The organism is Devosia alba, assembly GCF_039938915.1.
In the GTDB taxonomy this organism is placed as follows: domain Bacteria; phylum Pseudomonadota; class Alphaproteobacteria; order Rhizobiales; family Devosiaceae; genus Devosia; species Devosia alba.
Map to the genome: position 1 here is coordinate 22,642 of NZ_JBDUUI010000005.1, position 25,859 is coordinate 48,500.

Annotated in this window: 24 protein-coding genes; 20 read left to right on the forward strand and 4 right to left on the reverse strand. The window is 60.7% G+C overall.

The window, feature by feature from the left end; genetic code table 11:
• Positions 1–9 precede the first annotated feature (9 nt).
• The 3 genes from ABFY71_RS08890 to ABFY71_RS08900 are packed head-to-tail and all read right to left on the reverse strand — an operon-like array spanning position 10 to position 3,844.
• The gene (locus ABFY71_RS08890; RefSeq protein ID WP_347945655.1) at positions 10–1,617 is read right to left on the reverse strand and encodes an ABC transporter ATP-binding protein; all 1,608 of its coding nucleotides are present in this window, start codon (positions 1,615–1,617) and stop codon (positions 10–12) included.
• On the reverse strand, positions 1,614–2,750 hold the full coding sequence (locus ABFY71_RS08895) for an ABC transporter permease (RefSeq protein WP_347945656.1): 1,137 nt from the start codon (positions 2,748–2,750) through the stop codon (positions 1,614–1,616). The genes ABFY71_RS08890 and ABFY71_RS08895 overlap by 4 nt, the downstream gene beginning before the upstream one ends.
• Positions 2,747–3,844 carry a microcin C ABC transporter permease YejB gene (locus ABFY71_RS08900; RefSeq protein ID WP_347945657.1) on the reverse strand — a complete coding sequence of 366 codons (1,098 nt, stop codon included), beginning with the start codon at positions 3,842–3,844 and terminating at the stop codon, positions 2,747–2,749. The genes ABFY71_RS08895 and ABFY71_RS08900 overlap by 4 nt, the downstream gene beginning before the upstream one ends.
• 216 nt (positions 3,845–4,060) lie before the next feature.
• Between ABFY71_RS08900 and ABFY71_RS08905 the strand changes: the two genes are divergently transcribed.
• From ABFY71_RS08905 to ABFY71_RS08990, 18 genes are all read left to right on the forward strand, one after another.
• Positions 4,061–4,294, forward strand: a complete 234-nt coding sequence (locus tag ABFY71_RS08905; RefSeq protein ID WP_347945658.1) for a hypothetical protein — start codon at positions 4,061–4,063, stop codon at positions 4,292–4,294.
• A gap of 121 nt (positions 4,295–4,415) precedes the next feature.
• Positions 4,416–5,018, forward strand: a complete 603-nt coding sequence (locus ABFY71_RS08910) for an AprI/Inh family metalloprotease inhibitor (protein ID WP_347945659.1) — start codon at positions 4,416–4,418, stop codon at positions 5,016–5,018.
• Positions 5,019–5,156: 138 nt separating this feature from the next.
• Positions 5,157–6,302, forward strand: a complete 1,146-nt coding sequence (zapE, locus tag ABFY71_RS08915; RefSeq protein ID WP_347945660.1) for a cell division protein ZapE — start codon at positions 5,157–5,159, stop codon at positions 6,300–6,302.
• A 160-nt stretch (positions 6,303–6,462) separates the two neighbouring features.
• A complete protein-coding gene (gene mdh / locus ABFY71_RS08920; protein ID WP_305575638.1) occupies positions 6,463–7,425 on the forward strand; it encodes a malate dehydrogenase in 963 nt (320 codons plus the stop codon).
• Positions 7,426–7,564: 139 nt separating this feature from the next.
• Positions 7,565–8,764 carry an ADP-forming succinate--CoA ligase subunit beta gene (gene sucC / locus ABFY71_RS08925; protein WP_347945661.1) on the forward strand — a complete coding sequence of 400 codons (1,200 nt, stop codon included), beginning with the start codon at positions 7,565–7,567 and terminating at the stop codon, positions 8,762–8,764.
• A gap of 23 nt (positions 8,765–8,787) precedes the next feature.
• Positions 8,788–9,696, forward strand: a complete 909-nt coding sequence (gene sucD, locus ABFY71_RS08930) for a succinate--CoA ligase subunit alpha (protein ID WP_347945662.1) — start codon at positions 8,788–8,790, stop codon at positions 9,694–9,696.
• Between the two features lie 350 nt (positions 9,697–10,046).
• Positions 10,047–13,049 carry a 2-oxoglutarate dehydrogenase E1 component gene (locus ABFY71_RS08935; protein ID WP_347945663.1) on the forward strand — a complete coding sequence of 1,001 codons (3,003 nt, stop codon included), beginning with the start codon at positions 10,047–10,049 and terminating at the stop codon, positions 13,047–13,049.
• 11 nt (positions 13,050–13,060) lie between these two features.
• Positions 13,061–14,356 carry a 2-oxoglutarate dehydrogenase complex dihydrolipoyllysine-residue succinyltransferase gene (odhB, locus tag ABFY71_RS08940; protein ID WP_347945664.1) on the forward strand — a complete coding sequence of 432 codons (1,296 nt, stop codon included), beginning with the start codon at positions 13,061–13,063 and terminating at the stop codon, positions 14,354–14,356.
• Positions 14,357–14,516: 160 nt separating this feature from the next.
• Positions 14,517–14,963, forward strand: coding sequence for a hypothetical protein (locus tag ABFY71_RS08945; RefSeq protein WP_347945665.1), 447 nt, complete (start codon positions 14,517–14,519; stop codon positions 14,961–14,963).
• A gap of 90 nt (positions 14,964–15,053) precedes the next feature.
• Positions 15,054–15,686, forward strand: coding sequence for a LysE family translocator (locus ABFY71_RS08950; RefSeq protein WP_305575651.1), 633 nt, complete (start codon positions 15,054–15,056; stop codon positions 15,684–15,686).
• An 18-nt stretch (positions 15,687–15,704) separates the two neighbouring features.
• Positions 15,705–17,114, forward strand: coding sequence for a dihydrolipoyl dehydrogenase (gene lpdA, locus ABFY71_RS08955; RefSeq protein ID WP_347945666.1), 1,410 nt, complete (start codon positions 15,705–15,707; stop codon positions 17,112–17,114).
• A gap of 308 nt (positions 17,115–17,422) precedes the next feature.
• Positions 17,423–18,400: a TRAP transporter substrate-binding protein gene (locus ABFY71_RS08960; RefSeq protein WP_305575655.1), complete on the forward strand. Its 978-nt coding sequence runs from the start codon at positions 17,423–17,425 to the stop codon at positions 18,398–18,400.
• Positions 18,401–18,483: 83 nt separating this feature from the next.
• The gene (locus ABFY71_RS08965; RefSeq protein WP_347945667.1) at positions 18,484–19,008 is read left to right on the forward strand and encodes a TRAP transporter small permease; all 525 of its coding nucleotides are present in this window, start codon (positions 18,484–18,486) and stop codon (positions 19,006–19,008) included.
• A 7-nt stretch (positions 19,009–19,015) separates the two neighbouring features.
• On the forward strand, positions 19,016–20,302 hold the full coding sequence (locus ABFY71_RS08970) for a TRAP transporter large permease (protein WP_347945668.1): 1,287 nt from the start codon (positions 19,016–19,018) through the stop codon (positions 20,300–20,302).
• The gene (locus ABFY71_RS08975) at positions 20,302–21,033 is read left to right on the forward strand and encodes a FadR/GntR family transcriptional regulator (RefSeq protein WP_347945669.1); all 732 of its coding nucleotides are present in this window, start codon (positions 20,302–20,304) and stop codon (positions 21,031–21,033) included. Before ABFY71_RS08970 ends, ABFY71_RS08975 begins: the two co-directional genes overlap by 1 nt.
• A gap of 19 nt (positions 21,034–21,052) precedes the next feature.
• Positions 21,053–21,895, forward strand: coding sequence for a 5-dehydro-4-deoxy-D-glucuronate isomerase (gene kduI, locus ABFY71_RS08980; protein ID WP_347945670.1), 843 nt, complete (start codon positions 21,053–21,055; stop codon positions 21,893–21,895).
• A 38-nt stretch (positions 21,896–21,933) separates the two neighbouring features.
• Entirely contained in the window at positions 21,934–22,656 is a 723-nt protein-coding gene (gene kduD / locus ABFY71_RS08985) for a 2-dehydro-3-deoxy-D-gluconate 5-dehydrogenase KduD (RefSeq protein WP_347945870.1), read from the forward strand.
• Positions 22,657–22,660: 4 nt separating this feature from the next.
• On the forward strand, positions 22,661–22,996 hold the full coding sequence (locus ABFY71_RS08990; RefSeq protein ID WP_347945671.1) for a cupin domain-containing protein: 336 nt from the start codon (positions 22,661–22,663) through the stop codon (positions 22,994–22,996).
• Positions 22,997–23,154: 158 nt separating this feature from the next.
• On the opposite strand, the gene ABFY71_RS08995 is transcribed toward ABFY71_RS08990, so the two are convergent.
• Positions 23,155–23,778, reverse strand: a complete 624-nt coding sequence (locus tag ABFY71_RS08995; RefSeq protein WP_347945672.1) for a hypothetical protein — start codon at positions 23,776–23,778, stop codon at positions 23,155–23,157.
• A gap of 77 nt (positions 23,779–23,855) precedes the next feature.
• Between ABFY71_RS08995 and ABFY71_RS09000 the strand changes: the two genes are divergently transcribed.
• Positions 23,856–24,470 (forward strand): trimeric intracellular cation channel family protein, encoded by a 615-nt coding sequence (locus tag ABFY71_RS09000; protein WP_347945673.1) that lies wholly within the window; start codon positions 23,856–23,858, stop codon positions 24,468–24,470.
• Positions 24,471–24,600: 130 nt separating this feature from the next.
• Positions 24,601–25,812, forward strand: coding sequence for a mannonate dehydratase (gene uxuA / locus ABFY71_RS09005; protein WP_347945674.1), 1,212 nt, complete (start codon positions 24,601–24,603; stop codon positions 25,810–25,812).
• Positions 25,813–25,859 lie beyond the last annotated feature (47 nt).

Genomic DNA, 25,859 nt, shown 5'->3' on the forward strand with positions numbered 1-25,859 from the left:
TAGCCGCGATCATGGGCTGGCAACAGGGGTGAGCGTGGCAATGTCGAAGGCGGCGGCAAGCAGGGTTTTGGTGTAATCCGATTTGGGCGCGGCAAAGATGTCGGCGGCGGGGCCGTGCTCGACAATCTTGCCATCGCGCATGACGATGAGCTGGTTGGCCAGGGCGCGCACGACCTTGAGATCGTGGCTGATGAACAGATAGGTCAGGCCATGGCGTTGCTGCAGATCGTGCAGCAGATCGACCACCTGAGCCTGGATGGAAACATCGAGCGCCGACGTCGGTTCATCGAGCACGACGAATTGGGGCTGCAGCACGAGGGCACGGGCGATGGCAATGCGCTGGCGCTGGCCGCCGGAAAACTCGTGCGGATAGCGGAAACGGGCGGCGGGCGGCAGGCCGACTTCTTGCAGCGCCGCGACGACGCGGGCGTCGCGCTCCACCGTGTTGAGCCGGGGCTGATGCACGGCCAGGCCCTCGCCGATGATCTGGTCGACCGACAGGCGGGGGCTGAGCGAGCCGAAAGGGTCCTGAAACACGATCTGCAGATCGGCACGCAGCGGGCGCATGGCTTTCCAGGAGCGCGTCTGCAAATCGTTGCCCAGCACGACGATGCGGCCCTTGGAGGGCAATAGCCGGAGCAGGGCGTAGCCGAGGGTGGATTTGCCCGAGCCGGATTCGCCTACCACGCCGAGGGTTTCGCCGCGCCTGATGGTCAGGTCGACGCCATCGACGGCGCGGATATGGCCAATGGTGCGGCGCAACAGGCCGCGCTTGATGGGGAACCAGACCTTAAGATCGCTGACCTCGACAATCACGGGGGCGGTGGTGTCGCTGGCCGGCGGGGTGCCGCGCGGTTCGGCGGCCAGCAAATGGCGGGTGTAGGCGTGCTGCGGCCGGGCAAATAGCGGCGCTACTGGACCGGCTTCGACGATTTCGCCCTCGGTCATGACGCAGACGCGGTCGGCGATGGTTTTGACGATGCCCAGATCGTGGGTAATGAACAGCATGGCCATGCCGAGGCGTTTTTGCAGATCCTTGAGCAGGACCAGGATCTGCGCCTGCACGGTAACATCGAGCGCGGTGGTGGGCTCGTCGGCAATCAGCAGATCTGGCTCATTGGCCAGTGCCATGGCGATCATCACACGCTGGCGCTGACCGCCCGAGAGCTGGTGCGGAAACGAAGCAAGCCGGCTCTTGGGGTCGGGAATGCCGACAGCGTCGAGCAGTTCGAGCGTGCGGGCGCGGGCAGCGCTGGTGCGCAGGCCGCGATGGATGGCGAGGACTTCCCCGATCTGGTGCTCAATGGTGTGCACCGGATTGAGCGAGCTCATGGGCTCCTGAAAGATCATAGAAATATCGTTGCCGCGCACGGCGCGCAGGTCTGCGGGCGGGGCGGTGACCAGGTCCTGCCCCCTGAATAGGATCTGGCCCGAGAGGCGGGCGGTAGGGGGCAGCAGCTTGAGCACCGAGAGCGCGGTGACCGACTTGCCCGAGCCACTTTCGCCGACCAGCGCCAGGGTTTCGCCCGGAGCAATGTCGAACGATACATTGCGGGTGGCGGCATTGGCGCCGAAGGCAATGGTCAGGTCGCGGACGGAGAGCAGGGGGGCGGTCATGCAAATGCCTTGCGGGGATCGAAGGCGTCGCGGACGGCCTCGCCGATGAAGACCAGCAGGGTCATGAGGATGGCGATGGCGAAAAAGCCGGTGAGGCCGAGCCAGGGGGCCTGCAGGTTTTCCTTACCTTGAAACAGCAGGTCGCCCAGTGAGGGCGTGCCGGGTTCAAGGCCGAGGCCGAGCAGGTCGAGCGAGGTGAGGGTAACCACTGATCCGGACAGGATGAATGGCATGAAGGTCAGCGTGGCGACCATGGCGTTGGGCAGCAGATGGCGCCACATGATGGTGGGGTTGGAAACGCCCAGGGCACGGGCCGCGGCGATGTACTCGAAATTGCGGCCGCGCAGGAATTCGGCGCGCACAATGCCCACCAGGGTGACCCAGGAGAACAGCAGCAGAATGCCCAGCAGCACCCAGAAGGTGGGGGCGATGACGCTGGAGATGATCAGCAGCAGATAGAGGGCGGGAATGGCCGTCCAGATTTCGATCAGACGCTGGGCGATCAGGTCGAGCCAGCCGCCGAAATAGCCCTGCACGGCGCCGGCGACGAGGCCAACCACCGAGGACAGTATGGTCAGGGTGAAACCGAACAGGATGGAAATGCGCACGCCATAGAGCAGGCGGGCCAGCACATCATGGGCCTGGCCGTCGGTGCCCAGCCAATGATAATTGCTCCAATTGCAGTTGGGATCATTGACGCCGAGCGGATAGCGTAGGCAGGCCTCCTCGCGGCTGAGCATCCAGGTGGGGGCGATGGCGCCCGAGCCGGGCTGAAACACATCGACGGTGCTGTAGCTGAAACGCACTGGCGGCCAGATGGCCCAGCCATTGGCGGCAATCTGTTCGGCCATGAAGTCACCGCGATAGTCGGGCGCGCCGAGAAAGCCACCAAAGCGGGATTCCGGGTAGTCGACAAAGGCGGGGAACAGCAGTTCGCCCTGATAGGACACCATGATGGGCTTGTCATTGGCGATGAATTCGGAGCCCAGGGTGAGTACGAAGAAGGCCAGAAACAGCCACAGCGACCACCAGCCGCGACGATTGGCGCGAAAGTTCTGCCAGCGGCGCTGATTGATCGGGCTGAGCCAGCGGCGGTGCGGCGGGACTTCAGCGGTGTCGCTGACGGTGCTCATACTTCGCGACTTTCAAAATCCAGCCGCGGATCGACCCACATATAGGCCAGGTCCGAGAGCAGCGAGATGACGAGGCCGAGCAGGCTGAAGATATAGAGCGTGGCAAATACCACCGGATAATCGCGGCTCACCACCGAGACAAAGCCGAGCAGGCCCAGGCCATCAAGCGAGAAGATGGTTTCGATCAGCAGCGAACCGCCGAAGAAGGCGCCGACAAAGGCGGCCGGAAAGCTGGCGATGATCAGCATCATGGCGTTGCGAAAGACGTGGCGATAGAGCACCTGGTTTTCGCTCAGGCCCTTGGCGCGGGCGGTGGTGACATATTGCTTGCCGATTTCGTCGATGAACGAATTCTTGGTGAGCAAGGTGGTGGTGGCAAAGGCGCCCAGCCCCATGGCGATCACGGGCAACACCAGATGCCAGAGATAATCGAGCAGCCATAGATGAAACGGCCAATTGGCGGCGCCCGAGGAATGCAGGCCACGTAGCGGAAAGATCGACCAGAAACTGCCGCCGGCAAACAGGATGATCAGCGCGATGGCGACGAGAAAACCGGGCACGGCGTAGCCGATGATGACGATGGTGGAAGTCCAGACGTCAAACCGGCTGCCGTCGGTGACGGCTTTCTTGATGCCGAGCGGAATGGAAATGCCATAGGCGATCAGCGTCATCCACAGGCCCAGCGAGATGGAGACCGGCATTTTCTCCTTGATAAGATCGATCACCGAGATATCGCGGTAATAGCTATCGCCGAAATCGAAGCGGAGGTAATTCCACAACATCATGCCGAAGCGTTCGAGCGGCGGCTTGTCGAAGCCGAACTGCTTTTCGATTCGCTCGACCAGCTCCGGCGCCAGTCCCTGGCTGCCGCGATAGGCAGAGCCGCCCTGCCGCTGTGTCGGTTGGGCGGCGAAATCGCCAGCGTCGCTGCCGCTGATGCGCTCCACCATGGAGGTGTTCTGGCCGGAAAGATTGGCCAGCGCCTGCTCGACCGGGCCGCCAGGGGCGAATTGGGTGATCAGGAACGAAATGGCCATGATGCCGAACACGGTCGGGATCATCAGCAGGATGCGGCGTAAAATATAGGCGCCCATCTGGTCTCCGGGCAGGCAAGTTGTCCAGCAAACTAAGCGCTGTGAGGGGGATAGCGGCAAATCACCTTGCAGTGAAAGGACTTGGCCGGGATTGCATCATTTTGGTGACGGCTTGGCAAGCCGTGCCTGGAGCGCATGCGTTCGCAGGCGGCTGCGGGTGCAATGGGCTTGCCCTGCGGTGCGGGGAGCGTCAGGATCGGGCAACAGGAGCCGCTCATGAGCTATCAGATCATCGCCGATGTCGACAATCCAACCACGGCTCGCGTGCTGATGGCAGCGCTGCGGGCGCATGGCTTTCACCCGCTTGAACACGGCGAAGGTGGTCTGCCGGGGGTGGGCAATGTCTTCGGCAAAGGCGGGGTGCCCGTCCAGGTGCCAGAAGAGGAGGCCGATGATGCAACGATTCTGGCCACCGAGCTATTGAAAGAAATGATGGCGGGCAACGCGTAAAAGCGCCACACTGATACGCCTTGGGTCCGTTGCGGGCTGCGGCGGTTGAACGCAGGGAAAGCTTTGGTTATAAGCCAGCCTAACTGTTAACTTTTGTTAAGCCTTTGGGTAGGAGCGACCAATGAGTGTTTGGATGCGCGGATCGTTGTCCGCTGCGGGCGTTGCAGCAATCGCGCTGTTGATAGCGGGTTGTTCCTCGACGGGATCAAACACCGCAAATCTCAATACCATCGGCGCCCCGGCGCAATTGCAGCCGGTGCAGAATTCTGTCGTGCAGCAGGGCACGCTGCCGGCCATCGGCGCAACCGGCACGCCGGCACCTGGCCTGTCCGGTCAACCTACCTTGGGTGGCGTCGCCGCCAATCCTCAGTTGGCAACGGCCACTACCGGCACCCCATCCTCGATCGTGTCGCTCGATCCGCTGGCCCAGCCAAATGCCGGCGCCATGACCAGCGGCCCCGAAGGGGTATGGAATGTCGTCGCCGGGGCGCAGCAATGCCGCCTCAACCTGCCCATGACCGCCAAGACCGGCACCAGCTACTACCGCGCTTCGGCGCCGGGCTGTGCCATTGCGGCCCTGGCAAGCGTCTCCGGCTGGCAGCAGGTGGGCAGCCAGCTCCAGCTCTATGACGAGAACGGCAATATCGCGGCCTTCCTGGCGCCAAGCGCCGGCCGCTACATTGGGACGATGAGTGGCGGTCAAGCCATCTCGATGGCCCGCTAATCGTCGGCTGATGCAGGTCTACAAATCGTGATCAGTTGCGCTGCCGGTGCTCAGCTATCCCAGGATAGGCTGCGCGTCGGCCCTCGCTGATCGCGACTTTCGACCCCGCCTGACCCGACTACCGAGAGGCCGGCGTAATTGTCTGCGCGTACCAAGACTTCTAAACGATCTGGCCCTGTCGGTGCGGCGTATGCGGCGCTGGTGGCGCGTGGGGCGTTGACGGCTGATCCAGCCCAGCACGAGGCTGCGGCGCTGCTCGACACTGTGTTGGTTGGGCTGCTGGCCGACAAGCCCAAGGGGATGCTGGGCAAGCTGTTTGACAAGTCCGCACCGGTGCGCGGCCTGTACCTGCATGGCGAGGTCGGGCGCGGCAAGACCATGCTGATGGATCTGTTCTTTGCGGCGGCGCCCATCAGCGGCAAGCGGCGCGTGCATTTTCACGAGTTCATGGACGAGATCCATGCCGGGATGGCCGCCTTTCGCAAAAGCGCCAAGGGCAAGGATGCCGATCCAGTCGAGGCAGTGGTCAAGCCAATCGTGAAATCGGGGCTGCGCTTGTTGTGCTTGGATGAAATGCATGTGCACGACATTACCAATGCCATGCTGCTGTCGCGGCTGTTCGAGAAGCTGTTTGCGGGCGGGGTGACGCTGGTGGCCACCTCCAATGTGGCGCCGGAGGGGCTGTACAAGGACGGGCTGAACCGGCAGTTGTTTCTGCCATTCATCGCGCTGCTGAGAGAGCATCTGACGGTAGCTGAATTGCCAGCGGCGCAGGATTACCGGCGGATGAAATTTGCCGGGCAGCACGTCTATGCCTTTGGCACAGGTGCGGCGGTGCGGGCCGAGATGGACCGGCTATGGCTGCGCATTACCGGCGGCGAGCCGGGTGAGCCGGGCCGGGTGCAAAGCACCGGGCGGTCGATTGCGGTGCCGCTGGCCGCGCTGGGAGCGGCGCGGTTCGGCTTTGCCGATCTGTGCGAGAAGCCGCTGGGTTCGCGCGACTTCGTGCGCATTGCCAATCAATTCGATTCCATCATTATCGATGATGTGCCGCAAATGGACCGCACCATGTCCAATGCCGCCAAGCGGTTCATCCTCCTGATCGACAGTCTCTATGATCGCGGCGTCAAGCTGGGCGCCAGCTTTGCCGTTCCCCTTGAACAGCTCGGCAAGGACGACAAGACGGCGTTCGAATTCCAGCGCACCGTGTCGCGGCTGATCGAGATGCAGTCGGAAGACTATCTGGCGCAGGGGTTGCGGGAAGCGGTGAGTGCTCCTTCTTAGCCTGTCCTGATCGGGTTGGAGGCGCTCCCTGCCTATCCGGCAACACCCCTTCGCCCATGGGCAAGGGCGAAAGCGCGGTTAATACGAAGGGTTCACTTGCCCCTGTTAGCCGCTAGGGTTAAACGTGCGCCCAATTCAACCTAGTTGGGGATGACGACATATGGCGCGCAAGAAGATCGCTCTTATCGGCTCTGGTCAAATCGGCGGAACACTCGCCCATCTCGCCGCTCTTAAAGACCTTGGCGATATCGTGCTGTTCGATATTGTTGACGGCGTGCCACAGGGCAAGGCCCTTGACCTGTCACAGTCGGCCCCGGTCGAAGGCTATGATGCCTCGATCACCGGCACCTCCAAATATGAAGATCTCAAAGACGCTGACGTGGTGATCGTCACCGCCGGCGTGCCGCGCAAGCCAGGCATGAGCCGCGACGATCTGCTTGAGATCAACCTCAAGGTGATGGAACAGGTTGGTGCCGGGATCGCCAAATATGCGCCCAAGGCCTTCGTGATCTGCATCACCAACCCGCTCGATGCGATGGTCTGGGCGCTGCAGAAGTTCTCCGGCCTGCCCACCAATCAGGTGGTCGGCATGGCGGGCGTGCTGGACAGCTCGCGCTTCTGTCACTTCATCGCCGACGAACTCAATGTCTCCATCCAGGACGTCAATGCCTTCGTGATGGGCGGGCATGGCGACACCATGGTGCCGCTGCCCCGCTATTCCACCGTGGCTGGCATTCCGCTGACGGACATCGTCAAGATGGGCTGGATGAGCAAGGAAAAGCTCGAAGAGATCATCCAGCGCACCCGTGATGGTGGCGCCGAGATCGTCGGCCTGCTCAAGACCGGTTCGGCCTTTTACGCGCCGGCCACCTCAGCCATTGCCATGGCCGAGAGCTATCTCAAGGACAAGAAGCGCGTGCTGCCCGCCGCCGTCTATCTCAATGGCGAATTCGGCGTGAAGGGTACCTATGTCGGTGTCCCGGTGGTGATCGGTGCCGGTGGCGCGGAAAAGGTCGTCGAGATCGCGCTGAACTCTGCCGAACAGAAGGCTTTTGACAAGTCGGTCGGCGCGGTTGAAGGGCTGATCGAGGCCTGCAAGAAGATCGCCCCCAAGCTGGCATAACGAGAAAACAACATCCCCGCGCAAGCGGGGATTTCCCCTTTGGGGGGCATGAACAGAGATTCTCGCAATTGCGGGAATGAGGTGGTGGGAGCGGATGCTCCGTGACCGCAAAGCGATTTACCCATCAAGGGAATTAGACATGAACATCCATGAACATCAGGCCAAAGAGCTGCTGAAGTCCTACGGTGCGCCGGTTGCGGCGGGCGTGGCGATTTTTTCGGCCGATGAAGCCGCTGCTGCCGCCAAGTCGCTGCCGGGGCCGCTCTATGTGGTCAAAAGCCAGATCCATGCGGGTGGCCGTGGCAAGGGCAAGTTCAAGGAACTGGGCCCCGACGCCAAGGGCGGCGTGCGCCTGGCCAAGACCATTGATGAAGTGGTTGCCTTCTCCAAGGAGATGCTGGGCAATACGCTGGTGACCAAGCAGACCGGCCCCGCCGGCAAGCAGGTCAATCGCCTGTATATCGAAGACGGTGCCGACATTGCCCGCGAGCTGTATTGCTCACTGCTGGTCAATCGCGACAGCGGCCGGGTGTCGTTCGTGGTTTCGACCGAAGGCGGCATGGACATCGAGGCCGTGGCCGAAGAGACCCCTGACAAGATCATCAGCGTCGATATCGACCCGACCGCTGGTGTCACCGAAGCCGACGTGGCCAAGATCGTGGCTGCGCTGGCGCTGGATGGCGATGCCAAGGCCGATGCGGCCAAGCTGATGCCGATCCTCTACAAGGCCTTTGTCGACACCGATATGAGCATGCTCGAGGTCAATCCGCTGATCGTGATGACCGATGGCCATCTGCGCGTGCTCGACGCCAAGGTGAGCTTCGACAACAATGCCGCCTTCCGGCATGAAGACCTCAAGGCGCTGCGCGATCTGAGCGAAGAAGACGCCAAGGAAATCGAAGCGTCCAAATTCGATTTGGCCTATGTGGCGCTTGATGGCAATATTGGCTGCATGGTCAATGGTGCGGGCCTGGCGATGTCGACCATGGACATCATCAAGCTCTATGGCGCCGAGCCGGCAAACTTCCTCGACGTTGGTGGCGGCGCCACCACCGAAAAGGTCACAGCGGCTTTCAAGATCATCACGGCCGATCCGGCAGTGAAGGGCATTCTGGTCAACATCTTTGGCGGCATCATGCGCTGCGACGTGATCGCCGAAGGCGTGATCGCTGCGGTCAAGGAAGTGGGCCTCGAAGTGCCACTGGTTGTTCGCCTGGAAGGCACCCGCGTCAAGGAAGGCAAGGCGATCCTGGATCAGTCGGGCCTGAACGTGATTTCGGCCGATGACCTTGATGATGCGGCGCAGAAGATTGTTGCCGCCGTCAAGTCCGCTGCCTAAGCCCTGTAAGAGAGACCAAACCCATGTCCATTCTCGTCAATAAAGACACCAAGGTTCTCGTTCAGGGCCTCACCGGCAAGACCGGTACCTTCCACACCGAGCAGGCCCTGGCCTATTACGGCACCCAGATGGTGGGCGGCGTGAACCCCAAGAAGGCCGGTGAAACCTGGACCAGCGGCCTGGATGCCTCGGCATCGCTGCCCGTCTATGCCAGCGTCGCCGAAGGCAAGGAACGCACCGGCGCCAATGCTTCGGTGGTCTATGTGCCGCCTCCCGGCGCCGCAGCTGCGATCATCGAAGCGATCGACGCAGAAATTCCGCTGATCGTCTGCATCACCGAGGGCATTCCGGTGCTCGACATGGTGCGCGTCAAGGCGCGTCTGGAAAAATCCAAGTCACGGCTGTTGGGCCCCAACTGCCCGGGCGTGCTGACGCCGGAAGAATGCAAGATCGGCATCATGCCCGGTTCGATCTTCTCGAAGGGCTCGGTCGGCATCGTGTCGCGTTCGGGCACGCTGACCTATGAAGCGGTGTTCCAGACCACCAATGAAGGCCTGGGCCAGACCACGGCCGTCGGCATTGGCGGCGACCCGGTCAAGGGCACCGAGTTCATCGATATCCTTGAAATGTTCCTGGCTGACGACGCGACCAAGTCGATCGTGATGATCGGGGAAATCGGTGGTTCGGCTGAAGAAGACGCCGCCCAGTTCCTGATCGACGAAGCCAAGCGTGGCCGCAAGAAGCCGATGGCTGGCTTCATTGCCGGTCTGACAGCACCTCCAGGCCGCACCATGGGCCATGCTGGCGCCGTCATTTCGGGCGGCAAGGGCGGTGCCGAAGACAAGATTGCGGCGATGGAGGCTGCGGGCATCCGGGTGTCGAAGTCGCCGGCGCGCATCGGCCGGACGCTGGCAGAATTGCTCAAGGGCTAAGTCATGCGGCTCGGCGGGATTCTTTTGGGGTCACCGATTGGTCAAGCATCGCCAGCGACGTCCATAGGGACCTCGCTGGCGACGCTATCTGGGACGCCGGCAAACGCGGCAAGATTGTCGTGTTAGTCGAAAGTAGGCCGCGTTTCGGACATAGAACGGTGTTACCCCGTTGGGGTGACTGTTGCGGATTGAAATCATGAGCCGCGGCGCCTTGCGGGGCGCCGTAAGTGTTAACAGATTGCAAAGGAAGAGTGGTCAATAGTCACAATCAGCAATGACCGCTCACGGGGCCGGAGATTATCCGGTCAGTTCAGAAGGATGGCGGGGCGCGGGCCTCGCAACATAAAGCGATGACACGACAGGAAAAGAACGACACGTTCTTGCTGACCTCGTTCCTCTATGGTGGGAACGCCGACTACATCGAGCAATTGTACGCACGGTACAAGAGCGACCCGTCCAGTGTTGATGAGACCTGGCAGAGCTTCTTTTCCAAACTGGATGACGGCGAGGGTGTGGCGCAGCAAAATGCGGACGGCCCGAGTTGGACCCGCAAGGACTGGCCGCTCGCCGCGGATGGCGACCTGGTCAGTGCGCTGGACGGCAATTGGGGCGACATTGCCATCAAGACCGAAAAGGCCATCAGCAAGAAGGCCGCGGCGCTGGGTGTTGCCCAGTCGAGCGTCGCCGACGTGCTGCAGGCTACACGCGATTCGATCCGCGCCATCATGATGATCCGCGCCTATCGCATGCGCGGGCATCTGCATGCCGATCTTGATCCGCTCAAGATGAAGGCTGATGAGCCAGCCCCCGAGCTTGATCCGAAAAGCTACGGTTTTACCGAGGGCGATTACAGCCGCAAGATTTTCATCGACCACTATCTGGGCATGGAATACGCGACGATTCCAGAGATGCTGGCGATCCTGCGGCGTACCTATTGCGGTACGCTGGGCATCGAGTTCATGCACATCTCCGATCCTGAAGCCAAGCAATGGATCCAGGAACGGATTGAAGGGCCGAACACGGAAATCGCCTTCACCGCCGAGGGCAAGAAGGCCATTCTGAACAAGCTGGTCGAGGCCGAAGGCTTCGAGAAGTTTATCGACGTCAAATATACCGGCACCAAGCGTTTTGGTCTGGATGGCAGTGAAGCCACGATTCCGGCGCTGGAGCAGATCATTAAGCGCGGCGGCGCACTGGGGATCAAGGACATCGTGCTGGGCATGGCCCACCGTGGTCGCCTCAACGTGCTGACGCAGGTTATGCAGAAACCGCATCGCGCGCTGTTCCACGAATTCAAGGGCGGCGCCTTCTACCCCGACGACGTCGAGGGTTCGGGCGACGTGAAATACCATCTGGGCGCGTCCTCGGACCGCGACTTTGATGGCAACAAGGTGCATCTGTCGCTAACGGCCAATCCGAGCCATCTCGAGATCGTTGACCCGGTGGTGCTGGGCAAGTCGCGCGCCAAGCAGGATCGGCATATCGCGCCCGAAGGCAAGTTGGTCAACATGCCTACCGATAGCAGGCCAGATCGCGCCATGGTGCTGCCATTGCTGATCCATGGCGATGCCGCCTTTGCCGGTCAGGGGGTGATTGCCGAATGTCTGGGGTTGAGTGGCCTGAAAGGTCACCGCACGGGTGGGTCAATCCACTTCGTGATCAACAACCAGATCGGGTTCACCACCAGCCCGATGTATTCGCGCTCCTCGCCCTATCCGACCGACGTCGCCAAGATGATCGAGGCGCCGGTGCTGCATGTGAACGGGGATGACCCTGAAGCTGTGGTGTTTGCGGCCAAGGTCGCGGTCGAGTATCGCCAGAAGTTTGGCAAACCAGTCGTGATCGACATGTTCTGCTATCGCCGCTTCGGCCACAATGAAGGCGATGAACCCAGCTTCACCCAGCCCCTGATGTACTCCAAGATCCGGGCGCACAAGACGACGCTGGAGATCTATGCTGAAAAGCTGATTGGCGAAGGTCTGGTGACCGTAGCTGATGTTGACAAGCTCAAGGCCGACTGGCGTGCGTCGCTGGAAAAAGAGTTCGAGGCCGGTCAGGACTATCGCCCGAACAAGGCAGACTGGCTTGACGGGCAGTGGAAGGATTTCCGCCCCGCCGATCAGGACGGTGCGCGTCGGGGCGAAACCGGCGTTGCCATCGATCAGTTGATCAAAATTGGTACCGATCTGACGCGTATCCCTGAAGGTTTCAACGTCCACAAGACGGTCAAGCGCTTCATGGACAACCGTCTGGCGGCGATCAAATCGGGCGAAGGCATTGACTGGGCTACTGCGGAATCGCTGGCCTTCGGCACACTGGTGACGCAAGGCCATCCGGTTCGGCTGTCCGGTCAGGACGTGGAACGCGGCACCTTCAGCCAGCGCCATTCGGTGCTCAATGATCAGTTGGTCGACAACAAGAGCTATACGCCACTGAACAACCTTGCTCCCGACCAGTGCCGCTACGAGGTCATCAACTCGATGCTTTCGGAAGAAGCAGTGCTGGGCTTCGAGTATGGTTATTCACTGGCAGATCCCCGCGCATTGACGATCTGGGAAGCCCAGTTTGGTGACTTTGTGAACGGCGCCCAGGTGGTGATCGACCAGTTCATTTCGTCGGGCGAGCGCAAGTGGTTCCGCATGAGCGGGCTGGTGATGTTGTTGCCGCATGGCTACGAAGGACAGGGCCCCGAGCATTCCTCGGCGCGTCCTGAACGCTTCCTGCAACTGTGTGCGGAAGACAATATGCAGGTCGCCAACTGCACGACGCCGGCCAATTATTTCCATGCCCTGCGCCGTCAGGTAACCCGCGACTTCCGCAAGCCGCTGATCCTGATGACACCCAAGAGCCTGCTCCGCCACAAGCGTGCAACCTCCGGACTGGCGGAAATGGGATCGGATTCGGTGTTCCATCGTCTGCTGTGGGACGATGCTGAGGCCCCTGGTGCGCCCAAGACCACGATCAAGCTGGCGGCTGATGACAAGATCCGTCGCGTGCTGCTGTGCACGGGCAAGGTATATTACGATCTGCTCGAGGAGCGCGAGAAGCTCGGCATTGATGATGTCTATCTGCTGCGTATCGAACAGCTTTACCCGTTCCCCGCCAAGGCGTTGCTGGACGAGTTGAACCGGTTCAAGAATGCCGAGGTCATCTGGTGCCAGGAAGAACCCAAGAATATGGGTGCCTGGGCGTTCATTCAGCCCTATGTTGAATGGGTGTTCGATCAGATGGGCCGGACCGGTCAGCGCGTGCGCTATACCGGTCGTCCGGCGTCCGCTTCCACGGCCACCGGCTTGATGCGGACCCATCTGGCACAGTTGCAGGCCTTCCTCGACGAAGCCTTCGCGCAATAAAAGGACTAGACATGTCGACAGAAATCCGTGTCCCGACGCTGGGCGAAAGCGTTACCGAAGCCACTATTGGGCAATGGTACAAAAAGGTTGGCGATAGCGTCGCCGCCGATGAACCACTGGTCGAGCTTGAAACCGACAAGGTGACCATCGAAGTGCCGTCGCCTGCCGCTGGTGTGCTCGAGGCCATTGCTGCTCAGCCGGGCGAGACGGTCGATGTGGGCGCACTGCTCGGCGCCATTGGTGGCGCCGGTGCCGTGGTGACGCCCAAGGCTGAAGCCAAGCCCGATGCCAAGTCGGAAGCCAAGTCCGACACGCCTGCCAACAATGCCGCTGGTCCTGAAGAGATCAAGCCTGAGCCGGCCGCCGAACCGGTGACGGCGACAGATCGCGCACCCGCGCCGTCGGCGCAAAAGCTGATCAACGAAAACAATCTTGAGGCCGGCGCTATCGCTGGCTCGGGAAAGCAGGGCCAGGTGCTCAAGGAAGATGTGCTGTCGGCCATCGCCAAGCCAGCCCCTGCCGCCAGCCAGGCCGCCCCGGCGGCAAAGCCCGCTGACGCCCCCAAGGCGCCAGTAGCGCCGCGTGCGCCATCTTCGGCCGACGAAGCCTCGCGCGAAGAGCGGGTGAAGATGTCCCGGTTGCGCCTGACCATTGCGCGTCGTCTCAAGGATGCCCAGAACACAGCAGCCATGCTGACCACCTTTAACGAGGTGGACATGGCGCCGGTGATGAACCTGCGCACCCAGTACAAGGAACTGTTCGAGAAGAAGCATGGCGTCAAGCTTGGCTTCATGGGCTTTTTCACCAAGGCTGTGGTGCACGCGCTCAAGGAAATCCCGGCGGTCAATGCCGAGATTGATGGCGACGATCTGATCTACAAGCAGTACGCCAATATCGGCGTGGCTGTTGGCACCGAGAAGGGCCTTGTTGTCCCCGTGGTGCGCGGCGCCGATCAGATGAGCATTGCCGACATCGAAAAATCCATCAACGGCCTGGGCAAGAAGGCACGCGATGGTCAGTTGTCGATGGCCGATATGCAGGGCGGCACGTTCACCATTTCCAATGGTGGGGTTTATGGCTCGCTGATGAGCACGCCAATTCTCAATGCCCCGCAGTCGGGTATTCTGGGCATGCACAAGATCCAGGAACGGCCAGTGGTTGTTGGTGGCGAAATCGTTATCCGGCCGATGATGTATCTTGCGCTGAGCTATGACCATCGGATCGTTGACGGCAAGGAAGCCGTGACCTTCCTGGTGCGGGTCAAGGAAAGCCTGGAATCACCGGAACGCCTGGTGCTTGATCTTTAGATCGCCGCATTGAAATTGCACTGATAGGGGTCCGCTGTGGCGGGCCCCTTTTTGTTGGCGCTTTCGTGATGTCGGTGACGCTCGATGCTAACATTCTGTTAACGTGAGTGCAGCACATGACAGCTCATTGCTAGCGCGGTTTTCTGGAGTTGAGCGTCTGTTGCGTCCCCTGATCTGTTCCGCCGTCATCTGCCTTGCCGCTCTGGCCCCCGCCCATGCCCGGGCTGCGACTGACCTCGAACTGGTCGGCGAACTGATGGCATTTCACGGGACCAAGGCGATCGTGTCGGCCATGACGACACATTGCTATGAAACCACCGGGCTCGACAGTGCCTACCAGACAGCCAACGACAACTGGTACCTGCGCAATATCGGCTTTCTGGAGCTGGCCAATCGGGTTGCCGAGCGGCTGGGGGGCGGCACACCCGAGGAAGTTGCCGCGGCCGAGACCTATGGCGGCACACAGATCATGAGCGCCTACAATCAGGCAAAAGACAAAGACAGTTTCTGCCAGGCGTTTGTCGAGCAGGTGAACAGCGGCGCCCTCGATATCGACGAGAGCTTGCCCGGGCCGCTGAAACAGGCGCAGGCAATAGCCGCCCAGTAGTCGCGCGCATATTGGCGGTTTGCGAACGGGGCAGAACTGGCTAAACAGAGATGCCCGCTTGGACGGACTTGACGCAGCAATTGGTGCCCGATGGATTTCCCCTGGCTCGAATTTCTTGGCTTGATGCTAGCCTTCGGCATCAATGCGGTGATTCCCGGCGCCGATTTTGCCGTGGTGCTGCGGCAGTCGATTGCCCATGATCGACGGGCCGCGTTGTTCACCTCCGCTGGACTGGCCGTTTCGATTCTGGTGCATGGCAGCTACACGCTGCTGGGCGTCGGGCTGATTGTGAGCCAGTCGCTGCTGCTGTTCAACGTGCTGAAATGGCTGGGCGCGGCCTATCTGGTCTATCTGGCCATTGCGGCGCTGCGCAGTCCGCCGCCCAAACCGCCGATCGAGGGCGAACTGGCTGGCGCGCGACGCGGCGATTTTGCGGCGTTTGCGCTGGGTTTTTTGACCAATCTGCTCAATCCCAAGGCCGTGTTGTTCTTTCTGGCGCTATTTACCAGTCTGGTCTCGGTGCATACCGGCGGTGATATCAAAGTGTTCTATGTGGCCTGCATGAGCATGATGCTTTTTGCCTGGTTCGCATTGGTCTCGGTTTTCTTTACGACAGCGTCGGTACGACAAGGTTTTTTCCGCTTTGGCAGGTGGTTTAATCGGGTCACCGGCATTACCTTCATCTTGCTGGCCGTGCGTGTCGCACTGGCGCAGCAACACTAAACAGTTTCGGGGCTTCCAATGGCAGACGTTTTCGACCTCACCATTATCGGCTCGGGTCCGGGCGGCTATGTCGCAGCGATCCGCGCGTCGCAGCTTGGCATGAAGGTTGCCGTGGTGGAGAAATGGGCCACCCATGGCGGCACCTGCCTGAACATCGGCTGCATCCCGTCCAAGGCGCTGCTGCACGCTTCAGAGCTGTTCGAGGAGGCCGGGCATGGCTTTAAGGCGCTGGGGATTGATATTCCCGCGCCAGTGCTGAACCTCAAGCAGATGATGACCCACAAGACCGAGACGGTTGCCGCCAATGTTGGCGGGGTGGATTACCTGTTCAAGAAGAACAAGATCACCACGTTCCAGGGTATCGGCACCATTGCGGCGCCGGGCAAGGTGCATGTGACGCCGCAGAATGGCGCGATGATCGAGATCGACAGCAAAAATATCGTGATCGCTTCGGGGTCGGTTTCGGCCAATTTGCCGGGGATCGAGATCGACGAGAAGAAGATCGTAACCTCTACCGGCGCGCTGAACCTGGAAAAGGTGCCGGGCAAGCTGGTCGTGGTTGGCGCGGGCGTGATCGGGCTCGAACTGGGGTCCGTCTGGGCGCGCCTGGGCAGCCAGGTGACGGTGGTTGAGTATCTGGACCGCATCCTGCCTGGCATGGACAGCGAAGTGGCGCGGCAGTTCCAGCGCATGCTGCAAAAGCAGGGCATGGAGTTCAAGCTGTCGAGCAAGGTGGCTGGCGTCGACAAGCAGGACGATGGTTCGCTCAAGGTGAGTGTGGAGCCGGCGAAGGGTGGCGCGGGCGAGCTGCTCGACGCCGATGTGGTGCTGGTGGCCATTGGCCGTAAACCCTACACTGAAGGCTTGGGTCTCGACATTGTGGGCGTGGCGCTGGACGAGCGTGGCCGGGTGCGAGTGGATGGCCAGTACAAGACCTCGGTCGACGGCATCTATGCGATTGGCGATGTGATTGCTGGCCCGATGCTGGCGCACAAGGCCGAGGATGAAGGCATTGCCGTGGCCGAAATCCTGAACGGGCAGGCCGGATACGTGAATTACGGGGCCATTCCGTCGGTGGTCTATACCAGCCCCGAAGTTGCCAGCGTGGGCAAGACCGAGGATGAACTCAAAGCCGATGGCATTGAGTACAAGATTGGCAAATTCCCGTTCAGTGCCAATGGTCGGGCCAAGGCAATGCTGGCGACGCAGGGCTTCGTCAAGATCCTGGCCGATGTCGACACGGACCGGGTGCTGGGCGCCCATATCGTCGGCAAGAATGCCGGCGAGATGATCCACGAACTGGTAGTTCTGATGGAATTCTCTGGTGCCGCCGAAGATCTGGCCCGCTCAACCCATGCCCACCCGACCCTGTCGGAAGCGGTGCGTGAAGCGGCTCTTTCCCTCGGTGACGGTGCGATCCACATCTAATCAGTGTTCGACAGTTTTGAGAATGTGGCAGCGCCGCCCGGGTCATCCCTGGCGGCGCTACTGTTTGGTGATAGGCGTTGAGGCGGGCCATGGGCGTCTTAAATTCATCATACAACATGAACATTATTGTATGTTGACTATTCTCAGGTTCTTCCATACCAGTTTACAGACCAAGGTCGGGGCAGAGTTCAGGAAATGCATCGGGCTTGAGTGGCGGGGGCAACCCTGTGCTGCAATGAACGGCATCGGTCGCGACGGGCTCGGAGGATGTGCCCGACTGGTGTCATCAGACATTTGGGAGGACATCTATGTTTCATCTGCCTAAACTGGCAGCGACGGCACTCGTCGCTGCAACCCTGATGGTTTCAACAGCCAGTGCCCAGACGGCGCTGCGCTCATCGGACACGCATCCCGATGGCTATCCGACCGTTGAGGCGGTCAAGTATTTCGGCGAACTGCTGAGTGAAAAGACCGGTGGCCGTTACACGGTTGAGGTGTTCCATTCGGCTCAGCTGGGCGAAGAAAAAGACACAATCGAACAGACCCAGTTCGGCGTGATTGATCTCAACCGTATCTCGATTGGCGCATTCGGCACTCAGGTGCCAGCGGCCACCGTGACACAACTGCCCTATATCTTCCGCTCGGTCGATCACTTCCATGCCGTGCTTGACGGCCCGATCGGTGACGAAATCCTTGCGGCATTTGATGCTGTGGATTTGAAGGCGCTGGCCTATTACGACGGTGGCGCCCGCTCGTTCTACAATAGTGGCAAGCCAATCAACTCGCTTGCTGACCTTGATGGCATGAAACTGCGCGTGATGGGGTCGGACGTTTTTGTCGACATGGTCAAGGCGCTGGGCGGCAATGCCACGCCAATGCCGTATGGCGAAGTGTATTCGGGCATTCAGACCGGCGTTATCGACGGTGCGGAAAACAACTACCCAAGTTACGACACTGCCGGCCACTTCGAAGTTGCCAAGTTCTATTCGCTCGACGAACACCTGATGGTGCCGGAAGTGTTGGTAATGTCCAAGATCGTCTGGGATCGCTTGTCGGCCGAGGACCAGGCGGCCGTTCAGGCAGCCGCCAAGGAATCCGTGGCCAGGCAGCGTGAGCTCTGGGTTGCACAGGAACTGGTTTCCAAGGCCAAGGTTGAAGCCGCCGGCGCGGTTATCAACGAAGTGGACAAGGCTCCGTTTATCGAAGCCATGGCCCCGGTTTATGAGAAGTATGTCACCGACCCTGCGCTGCAGGACCTGGTCGCCCGGATCCAGGCGACCAAGTAGTCACAGTCTCAGGCCGGCATTTCGGTGCCGGCCTGATTGTTGAACAAGGCGGCGTGGTGGCCGCATTTGCCCGGGAGGCTATCTTGAGAGTCTGGCTGCTGTCGGTGAGCCGCGTGCTTGGACGCCTATCCACCCTCGCCCTATGGCTGGCCGGATTTGGTTTGGTGGCCATGACCAGTATTGTTGCCTATCAGGTCTTCATGCGCTTTGTGATCAACTCATCCCCCGCCTGGACCGAAGGCGGCGGCATCATGGTCATGAGCTGGTTTATCTTCCTTGGGGCAGCCGTGGGCGTGCGCGAGAAGTTCCACATGGGCTTCGACGTACTGCTTTATGTGTTGCCCAATGGTTCATTGCCGTGGCTGCGCGGCATCAGCGACGTCTTCATCTTTATTTTTGCGGGCGGCATGGTGTTTTACGGTTCGGAACTGGCGATCCGGTTCTGGTCGACGACAATTCCCGTGATCGGGCTGCCCACCTCATTCACCTATTTCCCGATTATCGTATCGGGCGCGCTGATTTGCCTTTTCATCATTGAGCGCATGGCGCTTCGCCTGGCAGGCGAGCCGGTTGATGACGTCAACCCGAACGAAATCACCGAGGTCTGACAGAACGATGGAATTTCTCATTCTCTTTGGTGTGTTCGTCGGGCTGATGATCATCGGAACACCGATCGGCTTCTGCCTGGGCATCGCGAGCTTTGCGACTGTGGTCTATCTGGGCTTGCCGCCGGTCGTAGTATTTCAGCGGCTGAATTCCGGCGTGTCGATGTTTACGCTGATGGCCATCCCCTTCTTCATCTATGCCGGTGACCTGATGATGCGCGGTGGCATTGCCTCGCGGATCATCACTTTTGCCGGGTCGTTGATCGGGCATGTGCGGGGGGGCCTGGGTCAGGTCAATATTCTGGCGTCGACGCTGTTCGGCGGTATATCCGGGTCTGCCGTGGCGGAGGCTGCCGCCATTGGTGGCATTATGGTGCCGCAGATGAAGGAACGCGGCTATGGCGCCGACTATGCAGTAAATGTGACGTCCATGGCGGCGTTGATCGCCCTGTTGATGCCGCCAAGCCATAACATGATCATCTATTCGATCTCTGGCGGCGGCAATATTTCTATTGCCGATCTGTTTACCGCTGGCGTCATTCCGGGCTTGTTGCTGGCCGGCGCACTGATGCTGACGGCCTATGTGGTGGCGCGCAGGCGGGGCTATCCGACCGAGCCGTTTCCGGGCTTCGGAATGGTCGGGCACTATCTGGTGATTGCCATTCCCGGCCTGATGCTGATTGCCATCATCTTCGGCGGTGTGCGTTCGGGTATTTTTACCGCCACGGAAAGCTCCTGTATCGCGGTTCTATATGCGCTGCTGGTGACGCTGCTCGTGTACCGCACGATGAGCTGGAATGAGTTTGTTCACTCGACGCTGAGCGCCGTCAAGACGACTGCCATGGTGCTGTTCATTATCGGTGCGGCGGCCGCGTTCGGCTGGCTGATGGCCTATCTCAAGATCGCCACTATCATGATTGATTTCATGACCAATATTTCGGACGATCCACTGGTCATCCTGTTGCTGGTCAATGTGCTTCTGCTGGTGCTGGGCACGTTCATGGATATGGGACCGCTCATCATCATTACCACGCCGATCTTCCTGCCGGTGGTCAGTTCGTTCGGCGTCGATCCCGTGCATTTTGGGGTGATCATGATCCTCAATCTGGGTATTGGGCTCAATACGCCACCCCTGGGGCCGGTGCAGTTTGTTGCCGCTGCCGTGGGTAAGATATCGATCTGGGAAGCGATGCGCTCGATCTGGCCGTTCTATGGCGCCGGCGTCGCGGTGCTGGGCCTGGTTACCTATATTCCTGCCCTGTCGCTGTGGCTGCCGGCGCTGTTCCGGGGGAACTGATGAGTGTGAATGACGAGAGGCTTACGCCCGCCAGAAGGCCCAAACTGGCTGATCTGGTGATCGGGACGCTGCGCAAACGGATCAGTGAAGGCGAGTACGAGGCGGGCGGCAAACTGCCCACCGAGAACCAGATGACCGCGATCTTCGGGGTCAGCCGCACCGTGGTACGTGAGGCCATCGCCGCACTGTCCGCTGATGGACTGGTGCAGTCGCGGCAGGGTGCCGGCGTCTTCGTGATGACCAATGCTGCCAGTGCGTTTGCCGCCATTGGGGCGGAGCGCTCGAACAAGATTTCGGTGGCGCTCAATGTGCTCGAAGTGCGCATGGGCATTGAGATCGAGGCTGCCGCCCTGGCCGCTTTGCGGCGTAGTGCCAGTCAGGAGGCCGCGATCCAGGAGGCGTGGAACGAGTTCGAGCGCCTGCTCACGCAGGGAGCGCCCACCGGCAAATCCGATTTTGCGTTCCATCGCGCCATCGCTGCAGCAACCAACAATCCATTCTATATCGAGGTGCTCGATGGCCTGGGCAGCCGGACCATTCCATGTGATGTGGTCTCGCCCTGGAGTACGGAAAGCTCCTTGACGCTGGAATACCAGCAGGGACTGCAGCGAGAGCACCTCGCCATTCTCCAGGCCATCGCGGCGCAGGACGCCGAGGGCGCGCGCGAGGCGATGCGCCAGCATCTCTGGCTTAGCCAGGAGCGCTATCGCCAGCGGCTACGCGATCAATAGACAGGACACAGGACAGACCATGAGCACCGATTTCGATATCCGTTTTGCCATTGATCCGGTGAGCGCGAGCGCCATGAATACCGAGGAGTTGCGTGAGCACTTCCTGATCGAGGAGTTGTTCACCCTGGGTGGCGTGAACTGGACCTATACCCATTATGACCGGATGGCCGTTGGCGGCGCGATGCCGGGCGCCAGCGCGCTCGATCTGGCGGCGATCAAGCCGACCGGCACGGAGAACTTCCTTGATCGTCGCGAGTTGATTGCCGCCAATATTGGGGGGGCAGGCACCATTGAGGTGGATGGTGTTGTCCATGCGGTTGGCACCAAGGACATGCTCTATGTCGGCATGGGCAACAAGGATGTGCGCTTTGCTTCGGCCGATGCCGCCACGCCGGCAAAATTCTATCTGCTCAGTGCGCCAGCCCATAAGCAGCATCCCACCAAATTGATCCGTCAGGCTGATGCCAAGCGCCTCGATCTGGGCAGCAAGGAAGCGGCCAATGAGCGCTCAATCTTCCAGTTCGTGAACGCCGACAGCGTCAGGACCTGCCAGCTGGTAGTGGGGCTGACCAGCTTTGCGCCGGGTTCGGTGTGGAACACCATGCCGGCCCACATCCACGATCGGCGCATGGAAGCCTATCTGTATTTCGAACTCGATCCCGGGGCAATCGTCGTGCACCTGATGGGTGAGCCGGATGAAACGCGCCATCTGATCGTGCGCAATGAGCAGGCGATCATTTCCCCACCCTGGTCGATCCATGCGGGTGCTGGCACGGGCTCCTACACTTTCATCTGGGCGATGGCGGGCGACAATGTCGACTATACCGACGTTGAAAAGATCGGGATGGATGAACTGCTGTGATCGACCTTTCTGCATTTAGCCTTGGGGGCAAGACGGTGATGGTCACCGGTGCCAATACGGGCATCGGGCAAGGCATTGCGCTGAGTGTCGGGCGGGCCGGTGGCAAGGTGATCGGCGTCGGACGCTCGGGCATGGATGAGACGGCGGATCTGTTGGCGGACGCGGGGGCGGCGTTTATCGCGGTCAAGGCCGATCTGGGTTCGACCGCGGCGGCGCAGGCGATGTTTGACGCGGCCTGGGCCGAACAGGGGCCGATTGACGGGCTGGTCAACAATGCCGGGATCATCAGGCGTGCCGACGCGGTGGATTTCACCGAGGCCGATTGGGACGAGGTGATGGACGTCAATCTGAAATCGATGTTCTTCCTGTGTCAGGCGCTGGGCAGGAAGGCGCTGGCCGCTGGCCGGGGCGCGCAGATCGTCAACATCGCCTCGGTGCTGAGTTTCCAGGGCGGCATCAGGGTGGCCAGCTATACCGCAGCAAAGAGCGGCGTGTTGGGGATTACCCGGTTGCTGGCCAATGAGTGGGCGGCCAAGGGCATCAACGTCAATTCGATCGCGCCGGGCTATATCGAGACCAACAATACCGAGGCCCTGCGGGCCGATCCGGACCGATCGGCCTCGATCCTGGGACGCATTCCGGCGGGCCGCTGGGGCGTGCCTTCCGATATCGGCGATGCGGCAGTGTTCCTGCTGTCGCGTGCATCCAACTATATGCATGGCGCCGTCATCCCTGTGGATGGCGGCTGGCTGGCGAGGTGAATTGATGAGCGAGCAGAAACTCTTTGCGCAGGCCAATGATGGTGACGTCACGGTCCTGGCGCCGGGCAATACGCGGCGGGTGCTGATCCATGCGCCGGAACTGATGCAGGTAGAGTTTTGCTTCGACGAAGGCGCGGTGGGCGCGCTGCATAGCCATCCGCATATCCAGGTCAGCTATGTTGCAGAAGGCGCATTCGAGGTGACTATTGACGGTAAGACGGCGGTCGTGGGGACCGGAGGGAGTTTCATCGTGCCCGCAGGACTGGTGCACGGCGTGGTGGCGCTGCAGAAGGGCCGGTTGGTGGACGTGTTTACGCCGATGCGGGCGGATTTTCTGTAGCTGACGTTTCGGCTCCTGCGTTTCCCTCCCCCTTGTGGGGAGGGATCAAGGGTGGGGGAGTACGCGCTCGGAATTCTCGGAGGCAAACCCCCACCCGACCCCTTCGGGGCCACCCGCCCCACAAGGGGGAGGGTGGGCGCAGGACCGATGAGCCGGGTCTATGTGCCCAGTTCGCCCAGCATGGCGGCATAGGCGCTGTCATGCCTGCCAGACCAGTTGGCCATGCCGGGGTCGGTCAGCAGGCCGCGGCGGGGCGGGATGTAGCTCGAGATCCGGCGCCTGGGTGCTTCTGACCAGGTCAGATTGAAAGCGGCCAGCTTGGGGAAGAATTCCATCTCGCCATAGGGCAGATGATCATGCACCCACCAGGCCATGGCCTCCCAGTCGCCGGTGCGCTCGTAATAGGGCACGAAGCGATTGATCACGATGCAGGCGGTGGCCCCCATATGACCATCAGCGTCGCATCGGTCCCAGATATGGCCGGCATAATTGGCTTGGTTGCGACTGCAATTGAGCTTGTTGATATTGCCGAAATGGTTGACTGCCGACGAACGGTAGGCGGAGCGAATGGCAATGCGGCCGAAGCGAGCCTGCAGCGGCTCAAGCAGGTTCTGACACAAGGCGGTGCCAGCCGCGATAGCGAGCTCGGGGTCGTCAGGAATATTGGGTATGGCGTGGATGGCCGCTATCTCGGAATAGAGAAAGTCACGCAGGAAAAAGTTGGACGACAGGCGGACGCGACCGAGATCTTCAAGACCCTTGACGCTGCGGGGTTGGCGCATGGTGAGCTCCGGCTTGGACACGGGCATGGTGCGCTATAGCTTAGCGTGCACAAACCCGATTATGACGGCAGGACCAGATGCTCATCACCATTTTTTATATTGCCATCACCGCTGAAGCGATGACGGCGGCTCTGGCGGCCGGGCGGCGGCAGATGGACTGGTTCGGGGTCTGCATGCTTGCCTGTGTGACGGCGTTGGGGGGCGGCTCGGCGCGCGACATCATCCTGGGCCACTACCCGCTGGTCTGGGTGAGCAATCCCTGGTTGCTGCTGCTGGCCTGCGGGGCCGCGCTGTTCACCATCGCGATTGCCCGGGTGGTGCACAAATTGCGCTGGCCGTTCCTGCTGCTCGATGCGCTGGGGCTGGTGGTGTTTTCGATTATCGGCTGCAATGTGGCCATGGAGATGGGACAGCACCCGGTGATCGTGATCATGGCGGGCATGTTGACGGGGATTGTCGGCGGCATCTTGCGCGACGTGCTGTGCAACGACATCCCGCTGGTGTTCAGCGGGGAGCTGTACGCGACGGTGTCGGCGCTGACCGGGATCGTGTATTTTGGCGGCCTGATGCTGGGCTGGCCGCGTGACCTGGTGATCATAGGGGCGATGACCATCGGTTTTTCCCTGCGGGTGATGGCCATTGTCTGGAAATGGGAAATGCCGCGCTTTGTCTATGACAAGGATTTGCGATGAAACCGGGCGTGCCCATGGTGCGCCAATGCCTGCCCCGTCGAGGTGCTGGCTGAAGTCGCCAACAAATAGACCTTCTCAGCCGCACCGGGTTATGGCATGGCACTACCATACAAGAATATGGAGCACTATCTTGCGACAGACGTGGCGGTGGTTCGGGCCCAAAGACCTGTGCAGCATTGACGATATCACACAGGTGGGCGCTCAGGGCGTGGTCAGCGCCCTGCATCACGTACCCAATGGCGCGGTGTGGACGACCGAAGAGATTGCCAAACGTCATGAAGAAATTGCCACCCGCAGGGATGGTACGGCCTCGGGACTGAGCTGGGACGTGGTAGAAAGCCTGCCGGTGTCGGAAGACATCAAAAAACAGAACAATGACTGGCGCGGTCATATCGAGAACTACAAGCTTTCGATGCGAAACCTGGCCGATAGCGGCATTGAGGTGATCTGCTACAATTTCATGCCGGTCCTGGATTGGACCCGCACTGATCTGCAGTGGAGCGTGCCCAATGGCGGCTCATGCATGCGGTTTGATATCCATGACTTTGCGGCATTCGATATCCATATTCTGCAGCGAAACGGCGCCGGTGCCGACTACACCAATGCGATTGCCGATGAGGCCGGTCGCCGCGCGGCGGCGCTTGACGAGGCCGGCAAGAAGCAGCTGGCCCGCAATGTGACCATGGGGTTGCCCGGTTCCACCGAATCCATGTCGCTGGATGATGTGCGAGCACATCTGTCCGAATATGCCGGCATCAGTCGCGAGCGGTTGCAGGCGAATTTTGTCGATTTCCTTGAGGCGATCATTCCACTGGCGGAGGATCTGGGCCTGCGCTTTTGCTGTCACCCCGACGATCCGCCATTCGCCTTGCTGGGGTTGCCGCGGGTGATGTCAACCGAGGCCGACTACGCCTATATCCTCGATGCAGTCGATAGCCCGGCCAACGGGGTGACACTGTGTTCTGGTTCGCTCGGCGCGCGCCCGGACAATGACCTGCCCGGCATGATGGAGCGGCTCGGCGACAAGGTGCACTTCCTGCACCTGCGCAACGTCAAGCGCGACAATGATGCCATTGTTGGGTCCTTCTACGAAGCCGAGCATCTGGCGGGTGACACCGATATGGTGGCGCTGATCGCTGCGGTGCTGCGTGAAGAACGCAAGCGCAAGGCGGCCGGCCGCAAGGATCACTCTATCCCCATGCGGCCCGATCATGGCCAGGATATTCTGGATGATCTGGGACGGCGGTCGCAGCCGGGCTATCCGACAATTGGCCGAATGAAGGGCCTGGCCGAACTGCGCGGTGTGATGACAGCCCTTGAGCATCAACTTGTGCAGCTATAGGGCTGGTGCACGGCCAAAGGTTGTGGGCTTAGTGTACCGCGGTGCAA

Coding starts and splice junctions, on each gene's coding strand:
- ABFY71_RS08890 (WP_347945655.1), bottom strand. CDS start 1,617: ATGACCGCCCCCCTGCTCTCCGTCCGCGACCTGACCATTGCCTTCGGC.
- ABFY71_RS08895 (WP_347945656.1), bottom strand. CDS start 2,750: ATGAGCACCGTCAGCGACACCGCTGAAGTCCCGCCGCACCGCCGCTGG.
- ABFY71_RS08900 (WP_347945657.1), bottom strand. CDS start 3,844: ATGGGCGCCTATATTTTACGCCGCATCCTGCTGATGATCCCGACCGTG.
- ABFY71_RS08905 (WP_347945658.1), top strand. CDS start 4,061: ATGAGCTATCAGATCATCGCCGATGTCGACAATCCAACCACGGCTCGC.
- ABFY71_RS08910 (WP_347945659.1), top strand. CDS start 4,416: ATGAGTGTTTGGATGCGCGGATCGTTGTCCGCTGCGGGCGTTGCAGCA.
- mdh (WP_305575638.1), top strand. CDS start 6,463: ATGGCGCGCAAGAAGATCGCTCTTATCGGCTCTGGTCAAATCGGCGGA.
- sucC (WP_347945661.1), top strand. CDS start 7,565: ATGAACATCCATGAACATCAGGCCAAAGAGCTGCTGAAGTCCTACGGT.
- sucD (WP_347945662.1), top strand. CDS start 8,788: ATGTCCATTCTCGTCAATAAAGACACCAAGGTTCTCGTTCAGGGCCTC.
- ABFY71_RS08935 (WP_347945663.1), top strand. CDS start 10,047: ATGACACGACAGGAAAAGAACGACACGTTCTTGCTGACCTCGTTCCTC.
- odhB (WP_347945664.1), top strand. CDS start 13,061: ATGTCGACAGAAATCCGTGTCCCGACGCTGGGCGAAAGCGTTACCGAA.
- ABFY71_RS08950 (WP_305575651.1), top strand. CDS start 15,054: ATGGATTTCCCCTGGCTCGAATTTCTTGGCTTGATGCTAGCCTTCGGC.
- lpdA (WP_347945666.1), top strand. CDS start 15,705: ATGGCAGACGTTTTCGACCTCACCATTATCGGCTCGGGTCCGGGCGGC.
- ABFY71_RS08960 (WP_305575655.1), top strand. CDS start 17,423: ATGTTTCATCTGCCTAAACTGGCAGCGACGGCACTCGTCGCTGCAACC.
- ABFY71_RS08970 (WP_347945668.1), top strand. CDS start 19,016: ATGGAATTTCTCATTCTCTTTGGTGTGTTCGTCGGGCTGATGATCATC.
- ABFY71_RS08975 (WP_347945669.1), top strand. CDS start 20,302: ATGAGTGTGAATGACGAGAGGCTTACGCCCGCCAGAAGGCCCAAACTG.
- kduI (WP_347945670.1), top strand. CDS start 21,053: ATGAGCACCGATTTCGATATCCGTTTTGCCATTGATCCGGTGAGCGCG.
- kduD (WP_347945870.1), top strand. CDS start 21,934: ATGGTCACCGGTGCCAATACGGGCATCGGGCAAGGCATTGCGCTGAGT.
- ABFY71_RS08990 (WP_347945671.1), top strand. CDS start 22,661: ATGAGCGAGCAGAAACTCTTTGCGCAGGCCAATGATGGTGACGTCACG.
- ABFY71_RS08995 (WP_347945672.1), bottom strand. CDS start 23,778: ATGCGCCAACCCCGCAGCGTCAAGGGTCTTGAAGATCTCGGTCGCGTC.
- ABFY71_RS09000 (WP_347945673.1), top strand. CDS start 23,856: ATGCTCATCACCATTTTTTATATTGCCATCACCGCTGAAGCGATGACG.